The organism is Mucilaginibacter sp. UYP27 (genome assembly GCF_040547175.1).
Lineage (GTDB): Bacteria > Bacteroidota > Bacteroidia > Sphingobacteriales > Sphingobacteriaceae > Mucilaginibacter.
In genome coordinates, this window is record NZ_JBEPPE010000016.1 from 15,240 (window position 1) to 31,541 (window position 16,302).

At 45.0% G+C, this 16,302-nt stretch carries 16 protein-coding genes; 13 read left to right on the top strand and 3 right to left on the bottom strand.

The window, feature by feature from the left end:
* Window positions 1-97: 97 nt before the first annotated feature.
* Window positions 98-1,276, bottom strand: a complete 1,179-nt coding sequence (locus ABIB39_RS22355) for a proline dehydrogenase family protein (protein ID WP_354432420.1) — start codon at window positions 1,274-1,276, stop codon at window positions 98-100.
* Between the two features lie 169 nt (window positions 1,277-1,445).
* Here ABIB39_RS22355 and ABIB39_RS22360 point away from each other — a divergent pair, with 169 nt between their 5' ends.
* The 8 genes from ABIB39_RS22360 (at window position 1,446) to ABIB39_RS22395 (ending at window position 8,288) form a co-directional block, all read left to right on the top strand.
* On the top strand, window positions 1,446-1,652 hold the full coding sequence (locus ABIB39_RS22360) for an RNA-binding S4 domain-containing protein (RefSeq protein WP_354432421.1): 207 nt from the start codon (window positions 1,446-1,448) through the stop codon (window positions 1,650-1,652).
* Complete coding sequence (gene aroB, locus ABIB39_RS22365; protein WP_354432422.1) at window positions 1,652-2,710, top strand: 3-dehydroquinate synthase; 1,059 nt, start codon at window positions 1,652-1,654, stop codon at window positions 2,708-2,710. The genes ABIB39_RS22360 and aroB overlap by 1 nt, the downstream gene beginning before the upstream one ends.
* The gene (locus ABIB39_RS22370) at window positions 2,711-3,607 is read left to right on the top strand and encodes a sterol desaturase family protein (protein WP_354432423.1); all 897 of its coding nucleotides are present in this window, start codon (window positions 2,711-2,713) and stop codon (window positions 3,605-3,607) included.
* Between the two features lie 115 nt (window positions 3,608-3,722).
* Window positions 3,723-4,121, top strand: a complete 399-nt coding sequence (locus ABIB39_RS22375; RefSeq protein ID WP_354432424.1) for a nuclear transport factor 2 family protein — start codon at window positions 3,723-3,725, stop codon at window positions 4,119-4,121.
* Between the two features lie 19 nt (window positions 4,122-4,140).
* A complete protein-coding gene (locus ABIB39_RS22380; RefSeq protein ID WP_354432425.1) occupies window positions 4,141-5,043 on the top strand; it encodes a VOC family protein in 903 nt (300 codons plus the stop codon).
* Between the two features lie 109 nt (window positions 5,044-5,152).
* Window positions 5,153-5,350: a hypothetical protein gene (locus ABIB39_RS22385; RefSeq protein ID WP_354432426.1), complete on the top strand. Its 198-nt coding sequence runs from the start codon at window positions 5,153-5,155 to the stop codon at window positions 5,348-5,350.
* A gap of 26 nt (window positions 5,351-5,376) precedes the next feature.
* A complete protein-coding gene (locus tag ABIB39_RS22390) occupies window positions 5,377-5,856 on the top strand; it encodes a hypothetical protein (protein ID WP_354432427.1) in 480 nt (159 codons plus the stop codon).
* 788 nt (window positions 5,857-6,644) lie between these two features.
* The gene (locus ABIB39_RS22395) at window positions 6,645-8,288 is read left to right on the top strand and encodes an alpha-L-rhamnosidase-related protein (RefSeq protein WP_354432428.1); all 1,644 of its coding nucleotides are present in this window, start codon (window positions 6,645-6,647) and stop codon (window positions 8,286-8,288) included.
* A gap of 87 nt (window positions 8,289-8,375) precedes the next feature.
* On the opposite strand, the gene ABIB39_RS22400 is transcribed toward ABIB39_RS22395, so the two are convergent.
* Window positions 8,376-8,933, bottom strand: coding sequence for a hypothetical protein (locus tag ABIB39_RS22400; protein ID WP_354432429.1), 558 nt, complete (start codon window positions 8,931-8,933; stop codon window positions 8,376-8,378).
* Between the two features lie 340 nt (window positions 8,934-9,273).
* On the opposite strand from ABIB39_RS22400, the gene ABIB39_RS22405 reads away from it, so the two are divergent.
* The 4 genes from ABIB39_RS22405 to aroC all read left to right on the top strand — a co-directional run bounded on the left by ABIB39_RS22405 (window position 9,274) and on the right by aroC (window position 14,126).
* The gene (locus ABIB39_RS22405) at window positions 9,274-10,191 is read left to right on the top strand and encodes a prephenate dehydratase (protein WP_354432430.1); all 918 of its coding nucleotides are present in this window, start codon (window positions 9,274-9,276) and stop codon (window positions 10,189-10,191) included.
* Between the two features lie 128 nt (window positions 10,192-10,319).
* Window positions 10,320-11,450, top strand: a complete 1,131-nt coding sequence (locus ABIB39_RS22410; RefSeq protein WP_354432431.1) for a chorismate mutase — start codon at window positions 10,320-10,322, stop codon at window positions 11,448-11,450.
* 100 nt (window positions 11,451-11,550) lie between these two features.
* Window positions 11,551-12,849 (top strand): 3-phosphoshikimate 1-carboxyvinyltransferase, encoded by a 1,299-nt coding sequence (aroA, locus tag ABIB39_RS22415; RefSeq protein ID WP_354432432.1) that lies wholly within the window; start codon window positions 11,551-11,553, stop codon window positions 12,847-12,849.
* Window positions 12,850-13,034: 185 nt separating this feature from the next.
* On the top strand, window positions 13,035-14,126 hold the full coding sequence (gene aroC, locus ABIB39_RS22420; RefSeq protein ID WP_354432433.1) for a chorismate synthase: 1,092 nt from the start codon (window positions 13,035-13,037) through the stop codon (window positions 14,124-14,126).
* A 120-nt stretch (window positions 14,127-14,246) separates the two neighbouring features.
* Here aroC and ABIB39_RS22425 read toward each other — a convergent pair whose 3' ends face one another.
* Window positions 14,247-14,957 (bottom strand): DNA alkylation repair protein, encoded by a 711-nt coding sequence (locus tag ABIB39_RS22425; RefSeq protein ID WP_354432434.1) that lies wholly within the window; start codon window positions 14,955-14,957, stop codon window positions 14,247-14,249.
* A gap of 100 nt (window positions 14,958-15,057) precedes the next feature.
* On the opposite strand from ABIB39_RS22425, the gene ABIB39_RS22430 reads away from it, so the two are divergent.
* Window positions 15,058-16,287, top strand: a complete 1,230-nt coding sequence (locus ABIB39_RS22430; RefSeq protein WP_354432435.1) for an MDR family MFS transporter — start codon at window positions 15,058-15,060, stop codon at window positions 16,285-16,287.
* Window positions 16,288-16,302: the final 15 nt, after the last annotated feature.

The window sequence follows — 16,302 nt, forward strand, 5'->3', positions numbered from 1 at the left end:
GCGGATAGCGCGCAAAGCATAGAGGGGTTTCTACATCCAATATTTTGCGCAAAAACCCCTCCCTAACGCTCCCGTGCGTGGGGATATGTGTAAGAACTTACTTTGCCCTTCTCTTCTTCTCCTTAACTATCAGGCTCAGCTCGCGGCTCATTTGGCCGGCAATGGCGGTATTCTCCTGTGCACGGCGAAACAGGTACGGCAACACGGCTTTTATTGGCCCGTAAGGCACGTATTTGGCTACGTTGTAATTAGCGTTGGCCAGGTTAAAACTGAGGTTATCGCTCATGCCTAACAATTGCGAGAAAAACACATGCTTGTTTTTATGGTCTATCTGTTTTTCGTTCAGCAGGTCGGCAAGCAGGCGGCAGCTGTCTTCGTTGTGGGTACCGGCAACAATGGCAATGTTGGCAATGTTATCCGCACAATAAATAAGTGCGTCATTATAATCGCGGTCGGTAGCGGCTTTGTTCGGTTGTATGGGCGATGGGTAACCTTTTTCTTCGGCACGCCTGCGTTCTTTTTCCATGTAGGCACCACGTACAATTTTGGCACCCATTATAAAGCCTTCGGTTTCGGCAACGGCGTGGTCATGTACCAGCGATGCCAGCTTATCGTGGCGGTAAAGCTGGTAGGTATTGTAAACAATGGCCTGCTCTTTATTAAAAAAGCGCATCATGTTCAGCGCAAGGTTGTCAATTGTCTTCTGGATCCAGCTTTCCTCGGCGTCGATCATCACCGGCACACCTTCAGAATGGGCCATTTCACAAATGGCAAGCACCCTATCTTGCATCGTTTGCCATTCTATCTGTTCATCAACGCTTAGTTTAAGGCCATCGTCCAGTTTCTCCAGCAAGCCAAAACGGCCGACGCCGGTAATTTTAAATACCGTAAGCGGGATGCTCTTGCTTTTTGACGCCGTGATAATGGTACGGATGATCTCGTCGCGCGTATTATCAAAAACAGACTCATCGTCCTCGCCCTCTATCGAATAATCGAGGATGGTACCTACCCCGCCGTCGGCAAGGTTTTTAATGGTTTGTGTACACTCGGCAATGGTTTCGCCACCGCAAAAATGTTTAAATATCGTGGCCTTGATAATACCTTTTATGGGCAGGCCTATCTTAACAGCAAAGTTGGTTATCGGCGGGCCTATCTTAACCAAAAAGTTCACGTTAATAACTTTAAACAGCCAGTAAGCACGGTTAAGGTCGGTATTGGTGGAGTGGCGGAAAGCGATCTCGGTATTTTCGAATGATAATTTATCGTTTGGACTCATGTATTTTTAGAAGTTCATGGTTAACAGTTCATGGTTCATAGCAGCTAATTGGCATGTGTAAAATTAAACACCATAAACCATTAACTATGAACTATCAACTCTTTAAAGTATTGTGCAAAATTATAAAATGATAACTCATTATCACACGAATAGTTTAATTTTGGCACCCATGATAGAATTTAAGGTTGAGGGCGACTATATCCCCATGATACAATTGCTAAAAGCGGCTGGTTTGGTGCAAACCGGCGGCGAGGCGCAGATAGTTGTTGAACACGGCGAAGTTACCTACAACGGCGAGGTGGACTACCGCAAACGCCTCAAAGTAAAACAGGGCGACCTGGTTGAGTTTAGGGGCCAAAAGATCAAGATATTATAATGAATAACATACAGAGCGACGGTTACATCGTATATTTTAACGACACTCTTAACCAACTTTTAAACTTTGTAAAACAAGGCAATTACTCAAGGGCATTTATCCTTACCGATGAACATACTACCGAGCATTGCCTGCCTATAGTTAAAGAATACCTGGACGAACTGGACAACTTTGACCTGATAGAAGTTAATGCCGGCGAAGAAAGCAAGACCATTGATTTTTGCATAGGGATCTGGAAAACCCTGATAGATTTTGGTGCCGACCGCAAAGCGCTGATGATAAACCTTGGCGGCGGTGTTATTACTGATATGGGTGGCTTCGTAGCCTCCACTTATAAACGCGGGATAGATTTTGTGCAGGTGCCTACCACCCTATTATCCCAGGTTGATGCATCTGTTGGTGGCAAAACCGGGGTTGATATGGATGCCGTTAAAAACATCATCGGCACATTTACACAGCCCAAAGCGGTTTTTATGCACGTTGGCTTTTTAGAAACCCTGCCCCCGCGCCAGATCCTGTCTGGCCTGGCGGAAATGTTAAAGCACGGGCTTATTATTGATGCCGCGTACTGGGACCAGTTAAAAGTGAGCGACCTGAGCCTGCCGTCTGATGAATTGGTGCACCGATCTGTTCAGATAAAAAATGAAGTTGTAATTGCCGATCCGCAAGAAAAAGGCATCCGCAAAGCGCTAAACTTTGGCCATACTGTTGGGCATGCGGTAGAAACTTATTCGCTGATGAATGATACCGATCCCCTATCTCATGGCGAAGCTATTGCCATCGGCATGATCTGCGAGGCCTGGTTAGCTAACAAGAAAATTGGCCTGCCGGATAGCGAATTGTTGGAAATTACCGAAGTGCTAAGCCACCTTTACCTGCGCTATAAAGTACAGGAAGACACTTTCCCTACTTTGCTGGAGCACATGCAAAAGGACAAAAAGAACCAAAACGGGCAAATAAATTGCACTCTGCTGAAACATATTGGCGAATACAGTATTGATAATATCTGCACAGAGGACGAACTTTGTGATAGTTTAAGATATTACGCAAACTTGTAAATGCCCCCTTTAAATGCCCGTTCCGAAGCTGTGATTGTGTTGGTGAGTTTGCTTGTGCTGCTCACCCTTGCCGAAATGTGGTTTAGCTACCGCGAGAACAAGCATTACTACGAAAAGCGCGATACGTTTACCAACATCTATTTAACTGTGCTTGCATTCCTGCTAAACCTTGCGGTTAATGGCAGCATGTTTGTTTTGTTGAATTTCGCCTATAAATTCAGGTTTTTCCAAATCGGTAATACCTTCCTGTACTGGTTCGTACTGGTTGTGATGCAGGATTTTTTATACTGGACACTCCATTACACCGGGCATTACTGCCGCTTGTTTTGGGCCATGCACGTAACGCACCACTCGTCAGAGCATTTTAACTTTACTACAGGTTTCCGGTCTACGGTTTTCGAACCTTTGTACCGTACGTTCTTCTATTTACCGCTGGCCCTGTTCGGCTTTAACGCAATCGATATTTTATACGCGTACCTGGTTACGCAACTATACGGCAATTTAGTGCATACACAATATAAGATCCCACTGCCTAAATGGTACGCCGCCATATTTGTTACCCCGGCCCATCACCGGGTACACCACGCGTCAAACATCCCCTATCTGGATAAAAATATGGGCATGGTGCTTATCGTGTGGGACAGGCTTTTCGGCACCTTCCATGACGAGGATGCGCACGAGCCTGTTAAATATGGCCTCACCCATCAACCCGAGAACATGGGCCCGGTAAACGTATTATTCCACGAATGGAAAGCCCTGCTACACGATGTTCGGCGCGCACCCGGCATCGGCAATAAAATCAAATACCTGTTTAACCCACCCGGCTGGAGCCACGACGGCTGCACACAAACCGCAAGGGCGATGCAGCGTGAGTATAAAAACATTTCTGTTGATTAAGTTAGCCTCCACGTGCAATCCCCGGTTGTCGCATTTCACCCGTTAACTTGTCCTTATAACCCCTTACTGCTATTAAATTAATTGCCTAATTTTAATTAATTAAATCAGCAACAAAATGAACTCCGATTATTATCAACTGGTGAGGGATGTCAACAATGCCTTTGAAACTGATGACGTTGATTTTTTGGCGGCCCACGTTACCGATGATGTTCATTGGCAGGTAACTGGCAGTGAGCCCATTAACGGTAAAGCAGATTTTATAAAGTGCTGTAGCGACACGCCTTTCAAAACAGAGTCGCTAAAAATCACCGTTACCAATATTTTGGTAGATGGAGACAAGGCCGCTGCTGACGGCATCATCGAGGCGGAAACCCTGACAGGAAAAGCTTACCGACAAAGCTTTTGCGATATTTATCAGTTTGAGAATGGGATGGTCAGGTATTTGAGTACATACCTGGATACTGCTTATGACCATGCCATGTTAGGCTGTAGCGATACCAACGAAACCAACTAATTAAATAATAATACTACCTATGTTACCAATTAAACCACATATCTGGTTCGACCGGGAAGTTAAAACCGCGGCGGAATTCTACGCGTCGTTATTACCAAACTCATCTGTTGATTATGTAACCAAATTCCCAATACCGCAAGGCGAGTGCGAAGTTGCCGAATTTACCATTGCCGGGCAACCCTTCCTGGGCATTGCCTCGGGGCCGGGCATGGGTATAAATCCGTCTATATCGTTCCTGATCCATTTTAATCCATCTGGCGATGCTGACGCCGCAAAACAAATGGATGAAGTTTGGGCTAAACTAACTGACGGTGGCAAAGTAATGATGCCGCTCGACCGTTATCCGTTTAGCGAACGTTATGGCTGGGCGAGCGACCGCTTTGGCGTGTCGTGGCAATTGATGGTTACTAAGCCGGATGCCGAAAAACGGCCGGTAATTGTACCATCATTGATGTTTACAGATAAGGGGGCCGGGAAAGCAGACGAGGCCATAGACCTTTATTGCGCTATATTTAAAGACGGCAAACGTGGCAACACTTCGCCGCGCGAGGAGGATATGGGGCCGGATAAAGCAGGCTCCCTTATGTATGCCGATTTCCACGTTGATAAAACATGGATGGCAGCTATGGACAGTGCACACCCCCATGGGTTTGCCTTTAATGATGCCATATCGTTACTTATATCCTGCGAAACACAGCAAGAGATAGACTATCACTGGGATGCACTAACAGCAGGCGGGCAACCCGGGCAATGCGGCTGGTTAAAAGACAAGTACGGTGTTTCGTGGCAGGTAGCATCCACCGTGATGTTTGATGCGCTTAAAAATGGCACACCCGAGCAGGTTCAACGCGTTACAAATATATTTATGCACATGCAAAAGCCAGATATGGCGGCGTTGCAAAAAGCCTACCAGGGCGAATAAGTATTGCCCGGCATCATTTATAAATTGAACACCTCGTTAAAGTGTCCACACTTGAACATACAAAGGTGTAAGCATTCACGCTTACACCTTTTTTTATATATTTATCGTAATGAAACATATTTTATCTTTCGTCCTATTTATCACCCTGTCAACCCGCGTATTCGCGCAGGAACCATACGCCGGCCAAAGAAAACAATGGTTAGCCGAGGCAGAAAAGTACAAGCAGTCATTACGTAAACAAAACGGTGTTGTAGGAGATTTTGGCGAACACATAACAGGCTATGTAAGTTTAACCTATCGCTTTTAAACGGCACACCAGATTAATAAATAAAAATGGAAATTAAATATTTAAAAAAACTAAACAACTATCCTTCAGTACAACGAGCTTCGGGAAATGTATTTTATCTCGAGGGTATCCCATTGGAGGATATTCAAAATTTAGAAACGTTATTCAATAACAGCCAACCTTTTCCTACAGCGTTAAGAGAGTTATTATTTATTGCTGGTAAATATTGTTATGTATTGGCGTATGGGGTGAGTGAGAATCAATCAGCTATGCAGCAAAAACAAAGAAATTTTTTACTTAGGTACAATCGTCTTTTAACGCGGCCATTTTTTGTTGTCGATGCATATAATGAAGGTGAAATGTTTCTCTTTGTCTATTTAGACGAATCCCTAACTGACCCTGTCATTCAGCAAGCAGTATTTGATGGCAATGAAGATGGAGGTTGGCTAGATTCTTTAAATTTCACCTTGTCTGAATATATCGATAATCGATTAACTGTTTACCTAAGTGGAAGTAACCCCTACTAGTCATGTCGCGTTATTAGAAATAATAATTATCGTGGAAAAGAACTGCGAGGCATAGCGAATATAAGTGTCGCTTCCCGTTGCTTAGCTTTAAAAAGGTTAGGGTAGAAATTTTGGAAATGGAAATGGTAATCGAATAAAATAAGAAGGTAACACTACCGTGAAAAAATAATCACCTTTTGACTCGCCTTTAAACTTATGCCATCATCGGCGGTCCACAAACTGCAAGGGTAAGTAGGTAAGCGTGGACGCTTGGATGGGCGGCGGATGGGCTATAAGCTTATATACATAAATATATAATTCTATGCCTATGTGATCATGTCAAATCACATTCATATGGTTGCGAATGTAACAGATGGTTCCCTCGGCGACGTTTTGGGCCACTTCAAAACTTTCACATCAAAAGAAATTGTAAAAAGATCGCTACCAATAATCTGGAAAGCCGGCGGGAGTGGATGTTAAAGGCGTTTGAACACGCTGGTAAATACATCCGTTAAATGAAAATCATCAATTTTGGCAGAATGGTAATCACCCTATTTTGCTGTATACACCTGCGATTATAGACCAGAAAATTGACTATATCCACGATAATCCTGTTAGGGCCGGATTTGTAGGTTCGGCGCACGAATTTTGGTACAGTAGCGCAAATCCGGAAAGTCCGTTGAAAATCATTTTTTAGAGTAAGCATAGACGCTTATATTAATTACACCCAGCGTGGGCGCTTGGATGGGCGAAGTTTGCCGCTGTCGCATCAAGCGCCAAATGCCTGCACTTTTTATATATTTATCGTAATGAAACACATCTTATCTTTCGTCCTATTTATCACCCTGTCAACCCGCGTATTCGCGCAGGACCCATACGCCGGCCAAAGAAAACAATGGTTAGCCGAGGCAGAAAAAGCGAACCAAAAATTAAGCGAAACCTTAAAACGCCCTATAGGATTAGTTAAGTTAGTCGCAGATAAAACAGCATTCCAGGGGTGGAAAGCTACGGCAACTAATCCTGTAGACTCGTTGTACAAGCAGTCATTACGTAAACAAAACGGTGTTGTAGTAGATTTTGGCGAACACATAACAGGCTATGTAAGTTTTAACCTATCGCTGTTAAGCGGCACACCAGACGCCCCCACCCGCTTCAAATTAACCTTTGCAGAGATCCCATCAGAACTTGCCGCACCTTTCGACCCTTACAAAGGAGACCTAAGCCGCGCCTGGTTGCAGGACATGGTTGTAGAAACAATGGATGTGCCTACAATCATAAAAATAGAGCGGCGCCTATCTTTCCGGTATGTGAAGATTGAAATATTAGGCACCTCACAAAACTTTGATTTTAGCGTGTCGGATCTAAGTTGCAATGCCGTTACCTCCGCCTTTATTGCGCCGTACGCCCTTGCGGCCAACACCCTCCCAATTATCAAACAAATTGATAACGTTGGGTTAAAAACCTTACAGGAATGTATGCAAACCGTTTACGAGGATGGCCCCAAACGCGACAGGCGGCTTTGGATAGGAGACATGTATTTGGAGTCGCTTGCTAATACCTATTCCTTTAAAAACCATCAACTAACCAAACGATGCCTCTATATGCTGGCAGCCTTAAGCGAGCCCAACGGCTATTTGGCCGGGACCGTTTTTGAAAAGCCCGAACCACATTCGCAGGCTGGCCAGCGGTTAATGGATTACGCCTTTTTATATAATGTTGCATTACGCAATTACCTAACCGCTACCAACGACAAACAAACCGCGATTGACCTTTGGCCGGTAGCGAAGCGACAGTTAGACATCATTCACGAATACCTACAGCCAAACGGCATGCTCAATTACGAAAAGGCTAACAAAGAATGGTGGCTCTTTTTTGACTGGAAGGACGGACTTAACAAAGAAGCTGCCTTGCAGGGCTTAGCCATTTTCACCCTAAAACAAACCTACGAACTTGCCAAAGGCCTGGGCAGGGAAAATGAGGTAAAAGACATCCCTGCATTGGTTAAAAAGATGACAACAGCTGCCAGGGCAAAACTATATAATAAACAAACCGGCCTGGTGGAGAGCGGAAACGATAAGCAGATCTCTTACGCGTCGCAGATCTGGATGGTGTTGGGTGGCGCACTTACTGATGCCGAAGGGCAAAAAGCATTAACAAAAGTAATGGAAACAAAAGGAGCATTATACCCGGGCGGGCCATACCTTTACCATTACTATGTACAAGCGTTGATCAATTGCGGGCTTAATGATAAAGCGAAGGAAACCATAACCACTTACTGGGGCGGTATGGTCAATAAAGGCGCCGATACCTTTTGGGAAATATATGACGCTAACGATGAGTTTCTATCGCCCTACCATTTTTATCCTATAAATAGTTATTGCCATGCCTGGAGTTGTACCCCGGTTTACTTCATCCGTAAGTACCCCGAGATTTTCCAGACTGGTAAGGAATAATATTGGATAAATCATTGCCGGCCTACTTGCAAAGCCTATAATGGCAATACGGCTATTAAACTCCATTTTAAGTTTCTCATCCCCTTCTCAAAAAAGCCTGTAAATAAAACTCAGCTCGTAAACTAAAAATACAACCACCAAAACCGCGTGGAATTTTTTATTGCTGGTATTCACTGCAATAATGCACAGCACCAGGTGCGATAAATTCCTTGCCGGATACTCCCAGCCATAATGGTGCGAATAATAGGCCTTACCTTTGATATAGGTATCTATAAAATCGAGTATAAAGCTTAGCCCCAGCGTGCCGAAGATCCATTTTTTGCGCGAGTAGAAATAATTATAGTATCCCGTATAATCTTCCATGTTTTCGGGGAGGAGTAGCGAGCACAGGAAGTAATACACCGATATATAAATAAACAGGAAAAAATATTCCGTGAAAGTCCAGTGATTTATCAGCCGTAACTGCGATTCCCACCACCAGAAGTGCATGATCAATAGCAGCACGTATACACACCACGATAAATGCAGCCAGTAAGGTTTAGCCAGTTTGGGGTGTTGTGCAAATTTGATAATGCCCTTTATTAAGTGGGCAATGCTTAAGCCTAAAATAATACCCAGGATGGTTTTTATATGGTCAAAGGTCATGCTGATGAATAGTAATGATGTTAAGGTTTATAAATTTAGTGTTTTTATAACAAATGGTATCGGCCATATTAAATCAATCAAGTAACCAAACAACCATTTTTACAAAATAAAATTCTGTTCGCTATATTTATTTTACAAAAAATAAAATTATCTATTGACAAAATGAATTTTACTTGTACATTTACAACATCAACAACGACATGAAATTACAAGCTACATATTTTTATGGTTTCTATTTTTACTTTAGCAGTAAGAACCGGGACTGATATGTACTAACAAAACATACAAAACTTAAAAAGTCCCGGCCCTAAAAGCCGGGACTTTTTGCTTTATACGCATTATGAAAACCGAGAAACCAAGAGTTGCTATACAAGGAATCCGCGCCTCGTTCCACGAAGAGGCGGCATTCAAATACTTTGGCCGCGATATTGAACCCATTGAGTGCAACTCTTTTAAACAAACGTTTGAGGCTTTGCAAAATAAAGAGGCCGATTACGTGGTGATGGCTATTGAAAACAGCATAGCCGGCAGCATATTGCCAAACTACTCGCTGATGATGAGCTACAGCTTTCCGGTGGTTGGCGAAGTGTATGTGCCGATACAACTGCACCTGATGGCTTTGCCGGGCGTAAGGTTCGAGAATATCAAATACGTAACTTCTCACCCTATCGCCATTCGCCAGTGTATTGATTTTTTTGACGAGTACCCGCACCTTAAAATTGTGGAGAGTAACGATACCGCCGCCTGTGCCAAACGTATCCGCGACGAGCAATTGACCGATACAGTTGCCATAGCAAATACGCTGGCCGCGCAACTTTACGGCTTGGATGTTTTAGAACGCCGCATCGAATCTAACAAACTGAACTTTACCCGTTTCCTGATCCTTACCACACATGAAAATGCAAAAAAGAAGGGATCGCCAAACAAAGCGTCGTTATGTTTCCAGGTGAGCAACCAGGTTGGGGCATTGGCAAAAGTGCTTAACATTTTTGCACAGGAAGAGGTTAACATGAGCAAAATTCAAAGCATGCCCGTTTTAGGCAAGCGTAACGAATACAACTTTTATGTAGACATAGAGTGGACCGAAAGCAAGCAATATGATACCGCCATTCGCCAGATCTTAAAATACACACACAATTTTAACATCCTGGGCGAGTATCAACGCTTTGAAGACGATACCACCCCAAAGCCACTGAAACCCGAAAAAACAAAACGGTATATCAGCGTGAAAAAAATAAACGAGCAGAAAGATGAGTGAAGAAGATAATTAGTCGGAATCCCGATAGCTATCGGGACCGAAGAAAAGATAGAAACACAACATTAAAATAACAAATAAGTAAAATTTAAAAAGCATCTTCCGGGCCTATCCGGACAATTAACAAGAACATGAAACACAACTTAAATATACAGCCCCTAAATACCTGGATCAATCAATCGGGTAAAGAACCTTTGGTAATTGCCGGCCCATGCAGCGCCGAAACTGAAGACCAGTTAGTAGCAACCGCGCATTTATTAGCCAAAACAGGTAAAGTAAGCGCCCTGCGTGCAGGTATCTGGAAACCACGTACCCGCCCTGGAGAGTTTGAGGGCATTGGCAGCATTGGTTTAGAGTGGTTAAAACGCGCTAAAGAAGAAACTGGCTTGCCAACCGCTGTTGAGGTTGCTACCGCTAAGCACGTAGAAGAAGCTTTAAAAGCTGGTGTTGATATCCTTTGGGTTGGTGCGCGCAGTACCGTTAACCCTTTCACCGTGCAGGAAATTGCTGATGCACTTAAAGGTGTTGATATCCCGGTAATGGTAAAAAACCCGGTTAACCCCGATCTTTCGTTATGGGTTGGTGCTTTAGAGCGTATCAACAACGCGGGTATCACTAAACTGGCGGCTATTCACCGTGGTTTCTCATCTTACGAAAAATCCGCTTTCCGTAACGAACCGATGTGGGATATCGCGATAGCATTAAAAACGCTGGCGCCAAACTTGCCTATTATAAACGACCCAAGCCACATTACCGGCAACCGCGACCTGATAGGTTATATCTCGCAAAAAGCATTGGACCTTGATATGCAAGGTTTGATGATAGAGTCGCACATTGACCCTACCGTTGCCTGGACAGATGCCGCACAACAGGTTACCCCTGCTGCTTTATCTGACATTATCAGCCATTTAGCTTTACGCAAGCCTGAAGTTAGGGGTGCTGAACTGAATGACAAGCTTACGGAACTGCGTAACCAGATAGATAAGATTGACGACCTGGTGATCCAAAAAATGGCCGAGCGTATGAAAATTGTAGAGAAGATTGGTAACTACAAAAAAGACAACAACATCACCATTTTACAGGTTAACCGTTGGGACGAGATACTGCATAAACGTACCGGTTACGCAAAAGCATTACAGCTAAGCACCGAGTTTACCGAGAAATTGCTTGAACTGATGCACAGCGAATCTATCCGTAAACAAACCGAAATTATGAATGCGGGCCAGGAATCGGCACCTGCAGAAAAATTGACACACGCTTAAAAGCCTCACCACCTGCCCTCTCCAAAGGAGAGGGTGTAAAAAATTAGCTTCCTTAAAGCCCCTCTCCTTTGGAGAGGGGTTGGGTGAGGCATATATTATTATGGCAAAACATAACATTATACTTACCAAACAAGGCAAAACGGTAATTGGTACGGTACAGCTCACGGGGTCTAAAAGTGAGTGCAACCGGGCCTTAATTATCGGGGCGCTGAGTGAGGGTAAGGTAAAGGTCGAGAATATGTCGGATGCTGCGGATGCGGTGACGCTGGCGGGGATTTTAAGAGGGAGCGAAGATTTTGGAGTGGAGAGCGATAAAGGCGTTTATGAAAATACGCACCTTACCACCCGCACCCCGCACCTCATCAACATTGGCCCGGCGGGTACGGCTATGCGTTTTTTAACGGCATACCTGCCATTAAAAGGCGAAGAAATAACCCTAACAGGTTCCGAGCGGATGCAGCAGCGCCCTATCGGCATCCTGGTAGATGCCATGCGTACACTGGGTGCTAAGATCGACTATGTGAATAATGAGGGCTACCCGCCCATCAAGATCCACGGTGGTTTTCAACAACTGGCAGATCGTATCAGCATCAAAGGCGATATCAGCAGCCAGTACATTACCGCGTTGTTGCTTATCGCGTCGAGCCTGCCGCAAGGTTTAACACTCGAGATAGATGGCGAACTAACATCCCGCCCTTATGTGGAAATGACGTTGGCGATGCTAAAACAAGCAGGCATCCGGCATAGCTGGAATGACAATGTGATCGTTATCGAAAACCAACCATTTGCCGAAACAGCACTTTTGGTAGAACCTGATTGGAGCGCGGCATCTTACTGGTACGCCATTTCCGCTTTAAGCGACGAGGCGGAGCTTTTCCTGCCGGGATTAACATCATACAGTCTGCAAGGCGATAGCGTTATCACCGAGCTAATGGCCAACTTTGGCATAACGTCGCAGTTTAAGGATGGCGGTGTGCATTTAACAAAAGAGCCGAAGCCTATCTTCCGTAAGATCTTTGATCTAAAGGAATGCCCGGACCTGGCGCAAACCGTTATTGTGGTATGTGCCGCACTTGGCCACGATGCAAGTTTTACCGGCCTGGAAACTTTAAAGATTAAAGAAACCGACCGGATCTTAGCCCTGCAAACCGAACTGGCAAAAATTGGCGTTAAGCTGATAGAAAAAGGTCAGGTTTATAAACTGGATTGCAGCGAAAAGCAGATCCCGCAGCGTATGTTTGTAAACACTTACGACGATCACCGCATGGCGATGGCCTTTGCACCTTTAGCCACCCTGATACCCGAACTGGAAATTGAAGACGCCGATGTAGTAGAAAAATCATACCCGGCGTTTTGGAAAGATCTTGAAAAAGTTGGGTTTGAAGTAAAATCGGCATAAAAAAAAGACCGTCATTGCAAGCGTAGCGTGGCAATCTCTTTAGGACAATTCTACACCTTGCATGAGGTAATTGCTCAATGAGATTGCTTCGTACCTCGCAATGCCATTATAAACCACTAAATAACAATCTGCACTCCCGATAACTATCGGGATGCATATCCGCACATTTGCACATCTAACATTCCATGGCAGGTAATTCATTTGGTCAATTATTCAAGATAACAACGTTTGGCGAATCGCATGGTGTAGCTATAGGCGTAATAATCGACGGCTGCCCTGCCGGGCTCGATGTGGACCTGGATTACATACAGGGCGAACTGGATAAACGCAAACCGGGGCAGTCAAAGATAACCACGCAACGTAAAGAGAGCGATGTGGTGCAGATCCTGTCGGGTACGTTCGAGGGTAAAACCACGGGCACCCCTATTGCCATGATCATCCCCAACGAAGATCAGCGGTCAAAAGATTACGGCCATAATGTAGATGTGTTTCGCCCCTCTCATGCCGATTATACTTACGCAACCAAATACGGCATCCGCGACCATCGTGGTGGCGGTCGTTCATCGGCACGCGAAACTGCCGCCAGGGTAGCTGCGGGCGCTTTAGCCAAGTTATTATTAAAAACGCAGGGCATAGAAGTGTTGGCGCATGTAAGCAGCGTAGGCACCATCAATGCGCCGAATGTAGATATAAGCAGCGCCGCGGAATTTTTAGAGACGCGCGAACAAAACATCGTCCGCTGCGCTGACCCGGCAACGGCTGTAGAAATGATAGCGTTTATCGACAGCATCCGCAAGCAGGGCGATACCGTTGGCGGTAAAGTAAGCTGCCACATCATAGGCGCACCCGTAGGCCTCGGCGACCCGGTATTTGACAAGTTGCACGCCGACCTTGGAAAAGCTATGCTCAGCATCAACGCCGTACATGGTTTTGAATTTGGCTCGGGATTTAGCGGCAGCGAGATGCGCGGATCTGAGCATAACGATATTTTTGTGAAAAACGCACAGGGTAACGTTGGTACCCGCACCAATTTTTCGGGCGGCATCCAGGGTGGTATCAGCAATGGCATGCCTATCGAGTTTAAGGTAGCCTTTAAACCGGTTGCCACCATTATGCACAACCAGCAAACTATTGATGGCGAAGGCAACGCTGCCGAAATTACCGGCAAAGGCCGCCACGACCCTTGTGTAGTGCCCCGCGCCGTACCTATTGTAGAAGCAATGGCCGCCCTGGTATTGGCCGATCATTGGTTGAGGAACAAGGTTTCGAAGTTGTAGAATTATCCTTTTCGCGGTTGTCACCAACAACCATTAGAACAGGTGTCACATGGTGTAAATGCATGTCGGCTTATTGATGATAATAACAACAAAGGCGGGAAACTGCGACCAGTACTTCATTTAACATTTAACGTCCTTTTTCTTCGGTGCAATGCCGCCGTGTTTGTCCCATACTTTTTTGATGTAGTCGGTTGCTACGGGCACTTTGCATGCTGTGCCGTTCTTATCTACGGTTACCATCCCTATCTTAACAGCTGTTGCAATAGCATCATCTGCGAGGGCAGCCACGTATGAGCCAACCGAAATTACAAAACTATTCATGTGATAGCATACCCTGTCCTCACTCGACTTGATATTCTGTTCCGCTCTTTTCAATAGCACGCGCAATTGTTCCTCGTCCAATTCGCTATCGGGCCTTAACGCTACTACATTACTCAGCGTGGCCCAGCCACTGGCGGCGACGTGTTCTATCCCACTATCTATCCATTCCATGGCCATTTCAAACCCATTCGGGTTGCCGGCAGTTACCCATGGTACGGTATATTCGCTAATATTGTTAGACGAGGCTTTTTCCACCCAAGTTTGCAGATCGTCCCAGGTCATTTTCTCATCATCGGCTATCAGTCCGGCAAGGTACATAGCATCGGCATTGCCTGTGGCAAAAAGGTCCTTAGCAAGCTGGTAATCCTTTTTTATCTTTTTTTGGATTAGTTTTAAATATTCCACTTTCACCCCAAAAAATGGCTCTTTAACGCCATGTTTCAACAATATCTTTTTTATGCTCTCACTGCCCTTTGCCTGCAGTTCGGCCATAATTTCGTTCACATCCATCGCGCGTTTTTAAGTAATTAAATTTATGATAATTTTCACATTTAATACACACGAGCAAAATCAAACAGTATTTTTGTTAACGACCTAATTTGCCCTTACCGTGTCCCTTTTTCAACTATATAAAAACGCTTACAGCGGCCTAGCCCGCAACAACTGGTACCTAAGCATCGTAATGTTCATTAACAGGAGCGGCACTATGGTTGTACCTTATATGACGCTTTATTGCATCAACGAACTTCACTTTAGCGTGGCGCAGGCGGGTTATGTTTTAGCATTATTTGGGGCAGGTGCTATCCTGGGTAATTACATTGGCGGCTGGTTAACAGACCGTACCGGCTTTTACGATATGCAGGTAGGCACGCTGTTATTGGGCGGCACCATGTTCATCGTATTGGAGTATCAGCATACATTTATAAGCATGTGCATTGGAGCCTTGATCCTCAGTTTTTGTAACGAGGCCTTTCGACCTGCAAACTCCTCGGCCATAGCCTACTACAGCGCGCCTCAAAATAAGACCCGCTCCTATTCGCTGCACAGGCTTGCTACCAATTTGGGCTGGGCGTTTGGCGCGGCCATAGGCGGGTTCATCGCATCGGTAAACTATAAATTGTTGTTTTGGGTTGATGGCTGCACAAACATCTTCGCGGCGCTAATCCTGTTAAGGCTTATCCCACGTTCAACTTATGTTAAACCTGTAAAAAGCATTGTCACAAGTATTAAATCAATTTCCGCATATCGCGATAAGCCATATCTGGCGTTCATTGTTCTGGTAACGCTGTTTAATGTATGCTTTTACCAGTTCTTTATTATGGAGCCCGTATTCCTGAAAACGGATTGGAATTTTAGCCTGCGCTTTATCGGCTTCCTGCTGGCGCTAAATGGCATTGTAATCGCCCTGGTAGAACTGATCATGATCAATTACCTGGAAGGCCGCAAACCCACTCTTGTTTATATTATTTATGGTGTGTTGATAACCGGGAGCGGCTTCGCGTTGTTAAACATTTTACCTCCGGGACCGGCTGCGGGTGTCCTGGTGGTGCTGATCGTTACGTTTGGCGAGATGATGAGCATGCCGTTCATGAACTCGTTTTGGACCACCCGTGCCGGCGAGCATAACGGCGGGCAATATGCAGGGTTGTATGCCATGTCCTGGTCGGCGGCGCAGGTTATAGCACCTGTTGTTGGCGGGCAGATTATTGCCAGGGGTGGGTTTCAGTTGCTTTGGTACACGCTTTTTGCATTGAGCACTTTTGTAGCCTTCGGTTTATGGTTGATGCACAAAAAGCTTTACAACAAACCCAACGATGAGCCCAAACAAATTTTACCTTAATTGCTTTTATTTATA